Origin of the sequence: Wolbachia endosymbiont (group A) of Volucella inflata, assembly GCF_947250665.1 — a bacterium.
GTDB lineage: Bacteria > Pseudomonadota > Alphaproteobacteria > Rickettsiales > Anaplasmataceae > Wolbachia > Wolbachia pipientis.
Genome location: NZ_OX366338.1, coordinates 870,007 through 884,997, shown reverse-complemented (window position 1 = coordinate 884,997; position 14,991 = coordinate 870,007). Strand labels below are relative to the sequence as shown.

The window sequence follows — 14,991 nt, the reverse complement described above, 5'->3', positions numbered from 1 at the left end:
ACGGAGACAGTTTAGGCTGTTATGCCTGGCGGCTTTGTTGGAATAAGTTTTTCAACGCTGCTAACAATAAAGTCAGTTATACTGTCAGCTACCTTATCGAATTTATTGTTTATATCTTTTCCTATTTCTTCATTTTTAACATATTCGTGTAGAGCTAAAGAAGTTATAGCTGCACATGCTGCAATCAAGCCAGTTTGTGCTATAATGAATAGTGATAATCCTCCTACAAGTATAGATGTTAATCCAATAGCTAGGTTTATAATTTTACTTTGTGTTGTTTGTTGCGTCGCTTGGCTTTGATCTGCCTGTTTATCCTCTAAAGCATTCGATGTTGTTTTTGAGGCAATTTTTACCGCGATTGTTGCAATTGCGGTCATAGCTAATCCTATGGCTATTTTTGCTAAGAGAAAAAATGATGGCAACATCATTGCAAAGAATAGTAAGCCAGCTCCTACAATTAGTAACTTATTTTTAGGTTGGATTTCATTTGACATAATAAACCTCTATTTCATAACTGCCGGAGTATACCTAATATAAAATATGGAGATAGTCAACATATTTTATGAAAGGGCGCGTTAAAAATTTTTTTCATATTGTTCTTCGCCGCCTCGTGGTTAAATTTGGAGTTTTAGAAAGAGTTACGTATTATTTGAAATTCTTGTATACTGTTTTGAATCAATTAAATAGATAATGAAGTGCAGGACGCAGTTTTAATTTTACAAGGTGGTAAATGCTTTTGGGGAAAATCAATAGGTAAAAAAGGTAAGTGCATAGGTGAGGTCTGTTTTACCACTGGTATGACCGGTTATCAGCATACTATAACTGATCCTTCTTTTGCCGATCAAATTATAACGTTCACTTTTCCTCATATTGGTAACGTTGGAATAAACCATAAGGATAATGAAGGAAAGAAAATTTTTGCAAGTGGTGTGGTTATGCGTGAACTTTCTTCTATGTCCCACCCTTCTTCATATATCAGTTTAAATGATTGGTTAGAGAAAAATAACGTGATTGGGATATCAGGAGTTGATACTAGAGCTTTAACGAGACATTTGAGAGAACATGGATCTCAAAATGGAATGATATGCTCATCGAGTAAGGCGCATGCGTTGGACAAATTGAAGGAATACAAATCTGTAAATGGAATAGAAATAACCAATAAAGTCAGCTTGCATAGTAATTTTAAAAGTGACCTTAATGCAAAATATAGGGTTGTAATCGTTGATTTTGGCGTAAAAATCAGTATAGTTTCACGCTTAATAGAACTTGGTTGTACAGTTGAATTAATCAGACCAAGCACAGGTTTTGCTCAAAAAGTGTTGAGTATGAATCCAGATGGTATAGTGCTTTCAAATGGTCCTGGTGATCCGCAAGAAATAGGAGAAAGTGTAGTTTCAGAAATAGACATTATTATAAAATCTAAAATACCAATTTTTGGCATATGCATGGGCCATCAATTACTTGCGATTACTTTGGGGGCAAAGACCATCAAGATGGATATTGGTCACCGAGGGAGTAACCATCCAGTTTATGATGTAAGTAGTGAAAAAGTTGAGATCACTAGCCAAAATCATGGTTTTGTTGTTGATTCAGCTTCTCTTCCAAGTAATGTTGAAATTACTCATATTTCTCTATTTGATAATAGTGTAGAGGGAATAATGATGAAGGATTACTCAGTCTTTTCTGTACAATACCATCCAGAAGAAGCGCCAGGTACGCATGATTCGCATTATTTGTTTAGACGTTTTATTGACAATATTGTGTTGTATAAAATGAAATCTGCATGATTTTAATCAAGGTAGGTTTTATTGCTTGATTTTTTAGTTTTAGGTGTTTAGTATTTAAATACAATAAAAGCTTGAGTTAAGGTACTAAAATAGCGTTCTCTTAACAAATTTTTGTGGAGGAGTGACCGAGTGGTTAAAGGTAACAGACTGTAAATCTGTCCGCGTGAGCGTACGTAGGTTCGAATCCTACCTCCTCCATTGTGCGGGTATAGCTCAATGGTAGAGCTCTAGCCTTCCAAGCTAGTGACGTGGGTTCGATTCCCACTATCCGCTCTTTTTTTTGTTGTATTTTTATAAAATCAACATATTATTTATTGATGTATTTGTATTTTAGGTAGAAAAGTTTAAATTATGACAGCAGTAGTGGAAGCATTTGGAAAGCCGCATGTAAATGTGGGAACAATAGGACATGTGGATCATGGGAAGACGACGTTAACAGCGGCGATAACGAAGCATTATGGAAATTTTGTAGCGTACGATCAGATAGATAAAGCGCCAGAAGAAAGGAAGAGGGGGATAACGATAGCAACAGCGCATGTTGAGTATCAGACGGAAAAAAGGCATTATGCACACGTTGATTGTCCTGGACATGCTGACTATGTAAAGAACATGATAGTAGGTGCAGCACAGATGGATGCGGCGATATTGGTAGTGTCGGGAGTTGATGGGCCAATGCCACAAACGAGAGAGCATATATTGCTGGCGAAGCAGGTAGGTGTTGGATATATCGTGGTGTATATAAATAAAGCTGATGTTGCTGATGCTGATATGATAGATTTAGTAGAAATGGAAGTGAGGGAATTGCTGAGTAAATACGGATTTCCAGGGGATGAAGTGCCTGTGATAGTTGGTTCAGCACTCAAGGCGCTGGAGGATGACAGCAGCGAATATGGAAAGAAATCAATAGACAAATTGATGGAAAAGTTAGATGAATATGTAGCGGTTCCACCAAGGCCTGTGGATTTACCATTTTTATTGCCAATTGAAGATGTATTTTCGATATCGGGGCGAGGAACGGTGGTAACAGGAAGAATAGAGAAGGGAGAGATAAAGACGGGAGAAGAGATAGAGATAATAGGTCTGAAAGCAACGCAAAAGACGATATGCACAGGTGTTGAGATGTTTAAGAAGTTGCTGGATAAGGGAAGTGCAGGACTCAATGTAGGAATATTGTTAAGAGGAACAAAAAGAGAAGAAGTGGAGAGAGGGCAAGTATTAGCGAAACCGGGGACGATAACACCGCATAGAAAGTTTAAGGCGGAGGTTTATATATTAAAGAAAGAGGAAGGAGGAAGGCATACACCATTTTTTGCGAATTACCAGCCACAGTTTTATTTAAGGACAACGGATGTAACTGGGAGCATAAAATTGCTAGATGGGAAGGAGATGGTAATGCCAGGAGATAATGTGAGTGTAGAAGTAGAATTGCAAGTACCGATAGCAATGGATAAGGGATTGCGTTTTGCGATAAGAGAAGGCGGTAGAACTGTTGGTTCTGGTGTTGTTTCTGAAATTTTGGAGTGAGTGTAGTAACTAAGATGAAGCAAGATATATATATTAACATTAAGGCTTTCGATTGTTCTTTATTGGAGGAGTGTGTTCGAAAATTTGTTGATGAATTAAAGCGGTCCAGTGCAAAATTATCTGGTCCGATTGCGTTGCCAAGAAAAGATTCTAAATTTATTGTTAATAGATCTCCTCACGTTGATAAAAAATCTCGTGAACAGTTTGAAATGAGAACTTCTAGGCGTTTGATTGTTTTACATGATCTTACTCCTACTATGATGCAGATGCTTACAGGTTTATCTTTTTCTGCTGGCGTAGAAGTGGATTTAAAAGTCAAGGAAGTTAAGGTTTAGGAGAAGGAAATGAAGAGAATAAATTCGCTGAGGAGAATTGGTTTACTAATGATGAATATTGGTCATACTGCTATGTATTCTGACAATAGTCGCATGGCTGTAACTTTATTGCATCTCAGCGAAACTTATATTATTGATATAAAAGGACAAGATAAATGTGGCTATAATTCAGTCATTTTAGGCACAGGAGATTTTAAAAATATAGCAAAACCTCAGTTGGAATATTTAAAGAAAAAGGGTATAAATAATAAATGTAAGTTATACGAAAGTAGATTAAATGACCTGTCGGGAATAGAATGTGGTAAAAAAGTGGGAATCAATCATTTTGTGGTTGGTCAATATCTTGATATTACGGGTTATTCTATAGGTAAAGGATTTGCTGGTGTGATGAAGCGGCATAATTTCAGTGGGCTTAGGGCATCTCATGGTGTTTCTATTGCTCACAGATCACAAGGTTCCACTGGCCAATGTCAGGATCCTGGTAGAGTATTCAAAGGAAAGAAAATGGCTGGTCATTTAGGTAAAAGCAGGATAACTGCACAAAATATGAAGATATTATCCATTGATCATGAAAATAGTATAATTGCTGTGAAGGGTAATAATGTTCCTGGGTTTAAAAATTCCTATGTTTTTGTAAGAGATGCAGTTAAAAAATCTTTACATAAAGATGTTCCTTTTCCGGTAGGTTTACTGTTAGATGTAAATGATGATGCTAGTAATTTGGTAAGTTAGTTATGGAATGTAATTTAGTTAATCTATCTAATGATAATGTAGGTACTGCTCAGCTCAATCCTTTGATATTTTCTGCTAAGCAAAAATTGAGTATTTTGCATGATATAGTGAGATGGCAATTAGCGAAGAGAAGAGCTGGTACTCATAAAACAAAAGGTATCAGTGATGTCTCTGGTACAACAGCTAAACCTTATGGTCAAAAACGTACCGGTAGGGCAAGACAAGGGAGCTTGCGATCTCCTCAATTTAGAGGTGGTGGGATTATTTTCGGCCCTGTTGTGAGGAGTCATACTTATTCTCTTAATAAGAAGGTACGCAAATTTGGTTTAAAAATTGCTTTATCTCTAAAGTATTTAAATAATCAAGTAATTATTCTGGATAATTTAAATATTGATGTGAAGAAAACGTCTGAAATGTGTAAATGTATTAAAAATTTTAAATTTTCTTCCTTTTTGATAGTTGGTGATTATGGAGATGATTTGTTGCGTGCGGCTAAAAACTTGCACTATGTAGACTTAATCAAACCTATTGGGTTAAATGTTTTTGATATATTGAATCACGAATGCGTGATGTTGACAAAGGATACTTTAAAGCATCTTGAAGGTAGATTGTTATGATCAAATATAATAATATAATAAAATCTCCTATAATTACAGAAAAGGCCTCTTTTTTGAGGGAGAAGTTTAATAAATATTCTTTGTATGTTTTTGTAAATGTAAATAAGCGTCAAATAAAGTTGGCAATAGAGTCTCTATTTGATGTTAAAATTTCTTCTATAAATGTTGTTAGAATTAAGCCTAAATATAGGCGTTTTAGGGGTGTGATTGGTTGTGAAAAACAGAAAAAGAAAGTTTATTTTTCTTTGATGGATGGTCAAAAATTAGATATAATGAGCGTTTAGTATGGGTATGAAATTTTTTAATCCTGTTACTCCGTCTTCTCGTGGGACTGTGTTAGTAAGTAAAGTTGGTTTATCAAAAGATGAGCCAGAAAAGTCTCTTACATCCGGTAAAAAGTCCAGTGGTGGAAGAAATAATCATGGTAGAATTACAACTCGTCATAGGGGTGGTGGTCACAAAAAGAAGTATAGAGTGATAGATTTTAAGCGTAATAGAAGTGGTCAAGGTATAGTTGAAAAAATAGAGTATGACCCAAATAGAAGTGGGTTTTTGGCGTTAATATCATATAAGGAAGATGATATTAAGTCTTATATATTGGCTCCTCAAGGTATAAAGCCAGGTGATGTTGTTACAGATGGGAATGATGCTGATATTTTGCCAGGGAATTGTTTACTACTCAAGCATATACCTGTTGGTTCTTTCGTTCATAATGTTGAGCTGAAGCCAGGTAATGGTGCTGCGATTGCTAGAGCTGCTGGTTGTTATGCACAAATCGTTGGTCGTGATGGCCAATATGTTTTATTACGACTCAGGTCTGGTCAAATTAGGTTGATTTTATCTTCTTGCAAGGCTACTATTGGTGTAGTATCTAACCCTGACCATAAGAATAGAAAGTTGGGTAAAGCTGGGAGAAGTAGGTGGCTTGGGATTAGACCTACTGTACGTGGAGTTGCAATGAATCCGGTTGACCATCCTCATGGAGGCGGGGAAGGAAAAACCTCTGGTGGTCGTCATCCTGTTACTCCTTGGGGTGTTGCAACAAAAGGAAAGAAAACTCGGAAGAGAAATAAATCTAGTGATAAGTATATAAAACAGTTGAAAGGTTAGTTTATGAGTAGATCTGCATGGAAGCCTCCTTTTTGTCATCCTTCTATATTAAAGTCGGTGAATAATGCTTTAAACAAGGGGTTTGTTAACATGGCTATAAAAGTTCATTCCAGGGCTTCTGTAATTCTTCCTAATTGTTTAGGTTTAAAATTTGCTGTTTATAATGGTAAGGATTACATTCCTGTGAATGTTAATGATCAGAATATGATAGGTCATAAGTTTGGTGAGTTTTCACCCACTCGTAAATTTACTGGGCATAGTGGTGATAAAAAGGCGACAAGAAGGTAATTGATATGAAAAACAGAGATGTAATAGTTAAAGCTGGTTCTAGGGTTTTAAAATCAACTCCTCGTAAATTGAATTTGGTTGCTGGTTTAGTACGTAATAAAAAAGTTTCTTTTGCCACTGTGCAATTAAGATTTTGTGAAAAGAAAGCTGCAGGTCTTATAAGGAAGGTATTAAATTCTGCGATTGCTAATGCTCAAAATTATGGATTGGATATCGATAATTTATATATAAAAGAAATTTTAATAGGTAAGTCTCTTACTTTGCGTAGGGTATGTCCAAAAGCTATGGGTAGAGCTAATAGAGTTAGTAAACGTTATAGTAATATAACTGTAAAATTGGGGGAAATTATATGATTCATAAAAATAGAAAATTAATAAGGAAAGTGCAAAAATATGGGAAACGTTAATCCTAAAGGATTTAGGTTAAAAATAATTAATACTTGGTCATCTATTTGGTATGCTGAGAAGGGTTATAAACAAGGGTTGCATCAAGATTTATCTATTCGCAGTTATATAAATGAATCTTTTAAGCATGCTGGTGTTTCTAAAGTAATTATAGAGCGTACGATCGATTTGGTATCTGTAATAATACATTCTTCTAGACCTGGAGTGATAATAGGTAAGAAAGGCTCGGATATTGAGAAGATAAAGCAAAAGATAGCTGAAAAAGTAAAAAATAATGTGGAAGTGAATGTAGTAGGGGTTAAAAGGTCTGAAATAGATGCAGTTTTAATATCAAACAGCATTGCACAGCAGTTAGAAAAAAGGGTTTCATTTAGAAGAGCGATGAAAAAAGCTATTCAAAGTTGTTTGAGGATGGGTGCTAGAGGTATTAAAGTAAGTTGTTCTGGTCGCCTTGGCGGAGCTGAGATAGCTCGTACTGAGTGGTATAAAGAAGGCCGTTTGCCTTTGCATACTTTACGTGCTAATATAGATTATGCTTTTGCTGAAGCAAAAACTATATATGGCATCATAGGAGTTAAGGTCTGGGTTTATATTGGTAACTAATTAGGTATATTGAAATGTTTGTTCCTAAAAAAAGTAAATATAAAAAAGTATTTAAAGGACGAATTAAGGGTAACACGAAAGGTGGTAGCACACTATCTTTTGGAGATTATGGTCTAAAGGCTATGGAAGCAGGTAGGATTCAATCTAAGCATATTGAAACTGCAAGGCGTGTAATATCTAGAACATTAAAACGCTCTGGTAAAGTGTGGATAAGAATTTTTCCTGATACCCCTGTTAGTAAAAAGCCGGCGGATGTGCGTATGGGTAAAGGGAAAGGTAGTGTTGAGTTTTGGGTATTTAAAGCTAAGCCCGGTAGAATGTTGTTTGAAATTAGCAGTGATGTTCCCATGCATTTAGCAAGATTGGCGCTTGAAAAGGCAACTGCTAAGCTTCCTATGAAGTGTAAATTTGTATCTAATCATAATTAAATGGAGTTGCAATGGATATAGCTGACATTGAATCGAGGTCCTCGCAAGAATTGCATGAAATTCTTGTGAATTTGAGAAAAGAGTTTGTTAATTTGGTTTTTCAAAAAAAGCTGGGCCAGTGCAACAATATTTCGCGTTTTAGCTTAATAAAAAAGAGCATAGCTCGTATTCTAACTACATTAAATAAAAGAAGAAGAGAGGAAAAGAATGCCTAAAAAGGTTTTTTGTGGTACTGTAACTAAGGCTGAGTGTGATAAGACTGTAAAGGTTTCGGTATTACAAGTGTATAAGGATGAGCTGTATAAAAAGGTTATAAAAAAATACAAGAAGTATACAGCACATGATGAGAATAATAGTTGTAAAGAAGGGGACAAGGTTTTAATACAAGAACACAAGCCTATTTCTACTGCTAAAAAATGGGTTGTTGTTAATAGCTCACATTGAATAGGATATTTACATGATTCAAAAAAATACATTATTGGAAGTAGCTGATAATTCTGGTGCGCGTGCAGTGCTTTGTATTGGTTTATTGGGTGGTAGAAAATCTGCATCTATAGGTGACACAGTTATTGTATCTACTAAATCTATTACTCCAAGAGGGAAGGTTGAGAAGGGAAAAGTATATAGAGCAGTTGTGGTGAGGGTGAAAAGCCCTATTAGAAAATCTGATGGTTCTGTAATTCGTTTTTCTAGCAATGCTGTAGTTTTGATTAATGATCAAGGTGAACCACTTGGCACTCGGGTGTTTGGTCCGGTAAAAAAGTTATCATCTGGTTCTTTTATGAAGATAATGTCATTAGCTGTTGAGGTTTTATAATGAGTGCTAAAATAAAAAGTGGTGATGACGTTATAGTTTTAACTGGTAGAGATAAGGGAAAAATTGGTAAGGTAATCAAAGTTATAGCACGTGATGCTAAAAAGAAAGTAATTGTTTCTGGAGTGAATGTGCATAAGAGACATACTAAACCAAAAGCTGGTAGTAGTGGTGGTATATTAAATAAAGAGTTAGCTATTGATATATCCAACGTTGCAACATTGGACCCTAAATATAAAACTCCAACTAAAGTGGGGTTTAAGGTTATAGACGGTAGAAAAGTGCGTTTTGCAAAAGTTTCTGGAGAAGTGATAGATTAGGTTGATATGTTTAAAGAATTATATAAAGATAGCGTAGTAAAGTCCTTAAAGGATAAGTTTAATTACGGCAATATAATGCAAGTGCCTAAACTTGTCAAGGTGTGTATCAATATGGGCGTTGGAGATGCTGCTACAGATAGTAAAGCAATAAATGAACCACTTGATAGCCTATATTTGATTGCTGGGCAGAAGCCTTTATCAACTTTTGCAAAAAAATCTATTTCTGGCTTCAAGATCAGAAAAGGTGCTACAGTAGGTTGCAAAGTAACTTTGCGTAGAGATAAAATGTATGAGTTTTTAGAAAGATTGATATATATTGCTTTGCCAAGGGAAAAAGATTTTAGAGGATTTAGTGTGAAGCAATTTGACGGTAATGGTAATTTTTCCTTTGGTATAAAGGAACATATCTCGTTTTTAGAAATAGACTATGATAAAATAAGTAAAATTAGAGGTATGGATATTAATATTATAACAAGTGCAGTTAGTGATAAGGAAGCAAAGGAATTATTACTGGCTCTTAAATTTCCTTTTTTTGATTAATTGAGAGGAGAAATATATGGCAAAAAAATCTATGATAGAAAGAAATCTTCGCAGAATAAAGTTGTGCGATCAATATAAAGAAAAAAGAGAAAAATTGAAATCTATAATAAATAATAAGAATTTGTCTATTGTAGAAAGGTTTACAGCTCAAAATAAATTAATTAAAAAATTGCCTAGAAATTCTTCTAAAACCAAAATTAGAAATAGGTGTGCTTTAACTGGGAGACCAAGAGGAGTATATAGAAAATTTGGTTTATGTAGAATTGTTTTGCGTGATTTATGTTCTTTTGGGCAAATTCCAGGAGTTACAAAGTCTAGTTGGTAAATATAATATAAGGAGTATATTGTGGCGTTATCTGATAGTATTGGTGATTTTTTAACAAGGATACGTAATGCTCAATTGGCAATGCATAGGGCAACAAGGGTACTATTTTCTAAGATGAATTCTTCTATATTGGAGATTTTAAAAGAGGAAGGGTATATCCTTGATTATGAAAAGCAAGTTGTAGATAATTTACCTTCTTTCATTGTAAAATTGAAGTATTATGAGAAGTCACCTGTAATTAGTGACATAGTTAGGGTGTCAAAGCCTGGTTGTCGTCGTTATTCTAAGTATAAGGACATTTCTAAAGCATATAATGGTCTTGGTATTTTTATTATATCGACACCCAAAGGAGTGATGACTGATTATAATGCACATAAGTTAAAGGTTGGTGGAGAAGTTTTGTGTCGTGTGTTTTAAATAATAGGAGAAATTCATGTCTCGTATAGGTGCTGCTCCTATCAATATTCCTGCTGGTGTTTCAGTTGAATATAATAATGGTAGTATGTTAATAAAGAGTGCTAAGGCTGAAAAGGAAGTTAGCTTGATCAGGGATGTTGTGTGTCAGATTATTGATAATCAGCTATTGCTTTCTGTTGATCAAGATAAAGATAATTATGATAAAATAAAGCCTATGTGGGGCACTTATAGGAGTAATATTAATAATATCATTAACGGCATGGTTGATGGTTTTTCTGTTAATCTTGAGATTAACGGTGTGGGATATAAGGCAGAGTGTGATGGTAAGTATTTGACTTTGTATCTTGGTTATAGCCATAATGTTAAATATAAAGTGCCTAAAGATGTTGAGATTAAGTGCATAAAGCCAACTCACTTAGTAGTTAGTGGTATGGATAAGCAGAAGGTCTATATGGTGGCGTCTGATATATGCAAAATTAGAAAATATGATCCTTATAAAGGTAAGGGTGTTGTAATAAAAGGCAAATTTATGCTGCGTAAGGTTGTAAGTAAAAAGAAGTAATAAAAATGAAAAGATCGTATAATTTTTTAAGTAATTCTGAAAAAAGGAAGTTACGTAATAGAGCGAAGCTTGACAAGAGCGCTGAACGTTTACGTATATCCATATTTAAATCTAATAGGCATTTTTATGTCCAGTTAATTAATGATGTAAAAGGAATAACTCTCACTTCAGCTTCTACTTTGGATGCTAAAATTAAGGATGTATGTAAAGGGAAAGTCAACGCTGAAACTATAAAACAGGTTTCTTCTTTAATGGTTGAGCGTCTGTCTGGCATGAAATTAGAGCAGCAGCTTACGTTTGATCGTGGAGCGTATAAATACACAGGATTAGTTTCTCAATTTGCTGAGGCTTTAAGAAGTTCTGGATTTGAATTTTAGAAGGTTTTGAATATGGCTATAAAGAATTTACAAAATAATAATGATTTATCAGAGCTTTTAGTTTCGGTACGAAGAGTGACAACGGTTACCAAAGGTGGTAGAAGATTTTCATTTTCAATTTTGGTTGTTGTTGGCGATGAGAAGGGTAGGGTAGGGTGTGGAATAGGTAAGCACGCAGAAGTTGCTGAAGCAAGAGTCAAAGCTGTAAATGCTGCAAAGAAATCAATGATTAGAGTGTACTTGCGTGAAGGTAGAACTTTGCATCATGATATTAAAGCTAAATTTTGTTCTGGTGAGATAGTTTTAAGAACCGCAAGAGCCGGAACAGGTATTATTGCTGGTGGAGCGATTAGATCAGTTTTTGAGGTGTTAGGTATAAAGGATGTGGTAGCTAAATCCACTAGATCAAATAATCCTCATAACGTTATATGTGCGGTGTTTAAGGCTTTTGATAGTATGTTATCTCCTCGTCAGGTAGCAAGCAAAAGAGGCAAAAAGATTAGCGAGATAGTTGGAAACAGGTAAAGTATGAATAATGCTGTAAAATTAAACTCTATATTTACTAAATTATCTAAGAAAAAGAAGCCTAAGTTGCTGGGTAGAGGTATCGGTTGTGGTAAAGGTAAAACATCCGGTAGAGGGCATAAAGGGCAGAAGGCTAGAAGTGGAGTTTCTATAAATGGTTTTGAGGGTGGACAACAGTCTATATATACTCGTTTGCCTAAAAGAGGTTTTAAGCCTATACGTAGGAGCATATACTCTATAATTAATGTTGGCGATATACAGCGCTTAATGGAAGCTAAAAAAATAGTGAAAGACTCTGTTATAGATAAGGAGAGGCTGTATAAATTAGGTTTTATAAAGTCTATTAAGGATAAAATTAAACTTCTTAATAAAGGTAAGTTGAGCGAAAAATTTGTGTTTCATGTTGATTTTGCGTCAGAAGCTGCAAAAAAATCTGTAGCTTCAGTTGGTGGTAGTGTGGAAATACTATCGTAAGTCATGGGCAATAAATCAGCATTTAATAGCTTGGATCCTACGTTGTTATATAAAGGCGATTTATTAAAGCGTATATTTTTTACGCTAATAGCTTTAATTTGCTATCGCTTGGGTGCTTATGTGCCTATTCCTGGAATTAATCTTGATGTAATTAATGATATATTTCCCAAAGATGGCTCAGGCGTTTTTGGAGTATTTAATTTATTTTCTGGTGGTGCATTGGCTAGAATGACAATTCTAGCATTGAACGTTATGCCATATATAATGGCTTCTATCATTATTCAGTTACTTTCTTCTGCGATTAAAGGAATGAAGGAAGTTAAGAATGATGGAGAGTCAGGCCGTAGAAAGATAAATTCTTATATACGCTATCTGACCATAGTAATTTGTGTATTTCAATCAATTCCAATTTTGGTTGGATTGGAAGGGATGAATAGGGAAGGGGTATTGGTTGTAATCGAACCTGGTGTTATGTTTCGTACAATAGGTGTTTTCAGCCTTTTAGGTGGAACTATGCTTTTAATATGGCTTGGTGAACGAATCAGCGCTAGCGGTATAGGCAATGGTATCTCATTAATCATTTTCACGGGTATAATATCAGAGTTACACAGCGCTTTGTCATCTTTGTTAACGTTAAATAAAAACGGTAGCGTATCGTTATTTATTATCCTTTTTGTTTTGGTATTGTTTTTTTTGCTGCTACTCTTAGTCATTTTTGTAGAGTCTTCTTATAGAAAGGTTATTGTTCAACATCCTAAAAAGCAATTTAAAAGATTACATAATGACGATTTTACTTATATTCCATTGAAGATTAATTTATCTGGTGTAGTACCAACCATTTTTGCTAATGCAATTTTATTGACACCTATTTCAATTGCAAATTTCTATAAGGGGCACGCTTTTTCTGATTTTATTTTGAATTACTTTATGGCAAATAAAGTAGTATATATTGTAGCCTATTTGGTGCTGATAGTATTTTTTAATTTTTTCTATACCAATTTTATATTTAATCCAGAGGAAAACGCAGATTTTCTTAAAAAAAATGGTGGTTTTATACCTGGTAGAAGGCCTGGGAAACATACTTCTGATTACCTTCAAGATATAGTTTTTAAGTTGACATTCATTGGCTCTGCGTATTTGGTAGTCATATGTACTGTACCTGAAGTTATGAGATATTATTATGATATACCATTTATTTTTGGTGGGACGAGCTTACTGATTATAGTGAACGTTATTACTGATACTATTATGCAAATACAATCTTATATTTTTTCAAATAGGTACGACAAATGGATAAAGAAATATGAGTCTAAAACGAGGAAAGTAAGATGATCATTACGATTTTTGGTCCTCCAGGTTCTGGTAAAGGTACTCAGTCAAGCTTGTTAATAGTAAAATATAATTTAAAATTAATTTCAGTAGGGGATTTATTAAGGAATATTATATCTAGCAGTAGTGAGTTAGGTAAAAAAATAAAGGGTACCGTGGAATCTGGTAATTTAATTCAAGATGAAATTATATGTGGATTATTACGTGACCAGCTTGCATTAGTGGATGATAATTGCTTATTAGATGGTTTTCCGAGAAATTTAAACCAGGCTCATTTTTTGACTCAAGTTTTGCAAGAAAAATATAATAGGGATGTTGACATTGTAGTTGAGCTGCAGCTTGACGATAATATTGCAATCGATAGGTTAAAAAATCGTCTCGCGTGTTTGGACTGTAAAAGCATATATAGTGTATCTTCTTTTAAGAGTACTACTTGTGCTAAATGTAAAAGTACGAGGTTAGAGAAAAGAATTGATGATGCTGATATGTCTGCAATTAATAAGAGAATAAGTGAATATCACCTTCAAATGAAAGGTTTACGCGAGTATTATAAAGGCAAATTATTAACAATTGACGCTAATTTGAGTGTTGATGAGGTAACGCAAGAGATTGAAAGTAAAATTTCTTGTAATTTGGTTTGACTCTGGGTTGTTTTATGGTATAAATTAAGAGTTGTTATTAATAAAGTATCGAGGTACCAGTGGCACGTATTGCAAGCATAAATATTCCAGTGAGGAAATGTGTTCCTTTTGCATTAACTTATATATATGGTATAGGTATTGCTACTGCGAATGTAATTTGTCACGCTTGCGAAGTTGATAAGCGCAAACGTGTTTCAGAATTACGAGATGAAGATATAGAAAAGATCAGCAGTTTCATTAGACAAAATTATGTTATAGAAGGTGAGCTTAGAAAAGAAGTGGCTATGAACATAAAATCTTTAGTGGAAATGGGATGCTATAGAGGAGTGAGACATAGAAAAGGTTTACCTGTGAGAGGGCAAAGGACTCATACTAATGCTAAGACTCGTAAAGGTAGATCTCGGTTGCCTATTGCTGGGAAAAAATAAAATTTATTATTATTGTGAGTTTTAATGAAAAAAGTCAAAACGGTTGGTAAGAGTACAAAGGAGTTTATTACTGGTGTTGTTCATATTCGTGCAACTTTTAATAATACTTTTGTAAATGTAACTGATGTTCATGGTAATACGCTATGTCAAACTTCTGTGGGTGCATGTGGTTTTTCAGGTTCGAGAAAATCCACACCTTATGCTGCAGGTAAGGCTGCGGAGGCTGCTGCGAAGAATGCAATAGAGAGATTTGGTATGAAGGTTGTCTCTGTAATAATTCGTGGTCCTGGCTTTGGTACCGAAGCTGCGGTTAAAGCACTTCAGAGCTGTGGGTTGACTGTGACTTCAATTGCAGATAAAACCGCAATTCCTCATAATGGGTGCAGGTTAAGAAAAAAAAGAAGAGTATAG

27 protein-coding genes and 2 tRNA genes are annotated in these 14,991 nt (G+C 34.7%); 28 read left to right on the top strand and 1 reads right to left on the bottom strand.

Features of this window, described 5'->3' with window-relative positions; translation table 11 throughout:
* Positions 1–11: 11 nt before the first annotated feature.
* On the bottom strand, positions 12–494 hold the full coding sequence (locus OOK85_RS04480) for a hypothetical protein (protein ID WP_264338240.1): 483 nt from the start codon (positions 492–494) through the stop codon (positions 12–14).
* Positions 495–695: 201 nt separating this feature from the next.
* Here OOK85_RS04480 and carA point away from each other — a divergent pair, with 201 nt between their 5' ends.
* The 28 genes from carA to rpsK all read left to right on the top strand — a co-directional run bounded on the left by carA (position 696) and on the right by rpsK (position 14,991).
* A complete protein-coding gene (carA, locus tag OOK85_RS04475; protein ID WP_264702376.1) occupies positions 696–1,787 on the top strand; it encodes a glutamine-hydrolyzing carbamoyl-phosphate synthase small subunit in 1,092 nt (363 codons plus the stop codon).
* 115 nt (positions 1,788–1,902) lie between these two features.
* Positions 1,903–1,985 (top strand) — tRNA-Tyr (locus OOK85_RS04470).
* A gap of 4 nt (positions 1,986–1,989) precedes the next feature.
* Positions 1,990–2,060, top strand: a tRNA-Gly gene (locus tag OOK85_RS04465).
* A gap of 78 nt (positions 2,061–2,138) precedes the next feature.
* Complete coding sequence (gene tuf / locus OOK85_RS04460) at positions 2,139–3,311, top strand: elongation factor Tu (RefSeq protein WP_264702373.1); 1,173 nt, start codon at positions 2,139–2,141, stop codon at positions 3,309–3,311.
* A 14-nt stretch (positions 3,312–3,325) separates the two neighbouring features.
* Positions 3,326–3,646 carry a 30S ribosomal protein S10 gene (gene rpsJ / locus OOK85_RS04455; RefSeq protein ID WP_012673184.1) on the top strand — a complete coding sequence of 107 codons (321 nt, stop codon included), beginning with the start codon at positions 3,326–3,328 and terminating at the stop codon, positions 3,644–3,646.
* A 9-nt stretch (positions 3,647–3,655) separates the two neighbouring features.
* Positions 3,656–4,378 carry a 50S ribosomal protein L3 gene (rplC, locus tag OOK85_RS04450; RefSeq protein ID WP_264702370.1) on the top strand — a complete coding sequence of 241 codons (723 nt, stop codon included), beginning with the start codon at positions 3,656–3,658 and terminating at the stop codon, positions 4,376–4,378.
* A gap of 2 nt (positions 4,379–4,380) precedes the next feature.
* Entirely contained in the window at positions 4,381–4,995 is a 615-nt protein-coding gene (rplD, locus tag OOK85_RS04445) for a 50S ribosomal protein L4 (RefSeq protein ID WP_012673183.1), read from the top strand.
* Positions 4,992–5,279 carry a 50S ribosomal protein L23 gene (locus tag OOK85_RS04440; protein WP_015589144.1) on the top strand — a complete coding sequence of 96 codons (288 nt, stop codon included), beginning with the start codon at positions 4,992–4,994 and terminating at the stop codon, positions 5,277–5,279. Before rplD ends, OOK85_RS04440 begins: the two co-directional genes overlap by 4 nt.
* 1 nt (position 5,280) lies before the next feature.
* Positions 5,281–6,105: a 50S ribosomal protein L2 gene (gene rplB / locus OOK85_RS04435; RefSeq protein WP_264702366.1), complete on the top strand. Its 825-nt coding sequence runs from the start codon at positions 5,281–5,283 to the stop codon at positions 6,103–6,105.
* A gap of 3 nt (positions 6,106–6,108) precedes the next feature.
* Complete coding sequence (gene rpsS, locus OOK85_RS04430; RefSeq protein WP_006279181.1) at positions 6,109–6,393, top strand: 30S ribosomal protein S19; 285 nt, start codon at positions 6,109–6,111, stop codon at positions 6,391–6,393.
* A 5-nt stretch (positions 6,394–6,398) separates the two neighbouring features.
* Positions 6,399–6,746, top strand: coding sequence for a 50S ribosomal protein L22 (gene rplV, locus OOK85_RS04425; protein ID WP_007549821.1), 348 nt, complete (start codon positions 6,399–6,401; stop codon positions 6,744–6,746).
* Between the two features lie 39 nt (positions 6,747–6,785).
* On the top strand, positions 6,786–7,400 hold the full coding sequence (gene rpsC, locus OOK85_RS04420; protein ID WP_010962753.1) for a 30S ribosomal protein S3: 615 nt from the start codon (positions 6,786–6,788) through the stop codon (positions 7,398–7,400).
* Between the two features lie 14 nt (positions 7,401–7,414).
* Positions 7,415–7,828, top strand: a complete 414-nt coding sequence (gene rplP, locus OOK85_RS04415; protein ID WP_182182787.1) for a 50S ribosomal protein L16 — start codon at positions 7,415–7,417, stop codon at positions 7,826–7,828.
* 11 nt (positions 7,829–7,839) lie between these two features.
* Entirely contained in the window at positions 7,840–8,043 is a 204-nt protein-coding gene (rpmC, locus tag OOK85_RS04410) for a 50S ribosomal protein L29 (RefSeq protein ID WP_064124648.1), read from the top strand.
* Positions 8,036–8,272 (top strand): 30S ribosomal protein S17, encoded by a 237-nt coding sequence (gene rpsQ, locus OOK85_RS04405; RefSeq protein ID WP_264702359.1) that lies wholly within the window; start codon positions 8,036–8,038, stop codon positions 8,270–8,272. Before rpmC ends, rpsQ begins: the two co-directional genes overlap by 8 nt.
* A 13-nt stretch (positions 8,273–8,285) precedes the next feature.
* Positions 8,286–8,645, top strand: coding sequence for a 50S ribosomal protein L14 (rplN, locus tag OOK85_RS04400; protein WP_006279348.1), 360 nt, complete (start codon positions 8,286–8,288; stop codon positions 8,643–8,645).
* Positions 8,645–8,962, top strand: coding sequence for a 50S ribosomal protein L24 (rplX, locus tag OOK85_RS04395; protein ID WP_065095310.1), 318 nt, complete (start codon positions 8,645–8,647; stop codon positions 8,960–8,962). Before rplN ends, rplX begins: the two co-directional genes overlap by 1 nt.
* Positions 8,963–8,968: 6 nt before the next feature.
* A complete protein-coding gene (gene rplE / locus OOK85_RS04390) occupies positions 8,969–9,502 on the top strand; it encodes a 50S ribosomal protein L5 (RefSeq protein ID WP_064124652.1) in 534 nt (177 codons plus the stop codon).
* 16 nt (positions 9,503–9,518) lie between these two features.
* Complete coding sequence (rpsN, locus tag OOK85_RS04385) at positions 9,519–9,827, top strand: 30S ribosomal protein S14 (RefSeq protein WP_006279345.1); 309 nt, start codon at positions 9,519–9,521, stop codon at positions 9,825–9,827.
* Positions 9,828–9,848: 21 nt separating this feature from the next.
* Positions 9,849–10,244 carry a 30S ribosomal protein S8 gene (gene rpsH, locus OOK85_RS04380; protein WP_007551150.1) on the top strand — a complete coding sequence of 132 codons (396 nt, stop codon included), beginning with the start codon at positions 9,849–9,851 and terminating at the stop codon, positions 10,242–10,244.
* 16 nt (positions 10,245–10,260) lie between these two features.
* Positions 10,261–10,806 carry a 50S ribosomal protein L6 gene (rplF, locus tag OOK85_RS04375; protein ID WP_007551152.1) on the top strand — a complete coding sequence of 182 codons (546 nt, stop codon included), beginning with the start codon at positions 10,261–10,263 and terminating at the stop codon, positions 10,804–10,806.
* A gap of 5 nt (positions 10,807–10,811) precedes the next feature.
* A complete protein-coding gene (gene rplR, locus OOK85_RS04370; protein ID WP_006279867.1) occupies positions 10,812–11,183 on the top strand; it encodes a 50S ribosomal protein L18 in 372 nt (123 codons plus the stop codon).
* 12 nt (positions 11,184–11,195) lie between these two features.
* Positions 11,196–11,708: a 30S ribosomal protein S5 gene (rpsE, locus tag OOK85_RS04365; RefSeq protein ID WP_010962748.1), complete on the top strand. Its 513-nt coding sequence runs from the start codon at positions 11,196–11,198 to the stop codon at positions 11,706–11,708.
* Between the two features lie 3 nt (positions 11,709–11,711).
* Positions 11,712–12,182, top strand: a complete 471-nt coding sequence (rplO, locus tag OOK85_RS04360) for a 50S ribosomal protein L15 (protein WP_006279863.1) — start codon at positions 11,712–11,714, stop codon at positions 12,180–12,182.
* Positions 12,183–12,185: 3 nt separating this feature from the next.
* The gene (secY, locus tag OOK85_RS04355; protein ID WP_264702352.1) at positions 12,186–13,514 is read left to right on the top strand and encodes a preprotein translocase subunit SecY; all 1,329 of its coding nucleotides are present in this window, start codon (positions 12,186–12,188) and stop codon (positions 13,512–13,514) included.
* A complete protein-coding gene (locus tag OOK85_RS04350; protein ID WP_264702350.1) occupies positions 13,511–14,152 on the top strand; it encodes an adenylate kinase family protein in 642 nt (213 codons plus the stop codon). Before secY ends, OOK85_RS04350 begins: the two co-directional genes overlap by 4 nt.
* 59 nt (positions 14,153–14,211) lie before the next feature.
* Positions 14,212–14,580, top strand: a complete 369-nt coding sequence (gene rpsM, locus OOK85_RS04345; protein ID WP_264702348.1) for a 30S ribosomal protein S13 — start codon at positions 14,212–14,214, stop codon at positions 14,578–14,580.
* Positions 14,581–14,604: 24 nt separating this feature from the next.
* Positions 14,605–14,991, top strand: a complete 387-nt coding sequence (gene rpsK / locus OOK85_RS04340; RefSeq protein ID WP_264702346.1) for a 30S ribosomal protein S11 — start codon at positions 14,605–14,607, stop codon at positions 14,989–14,991.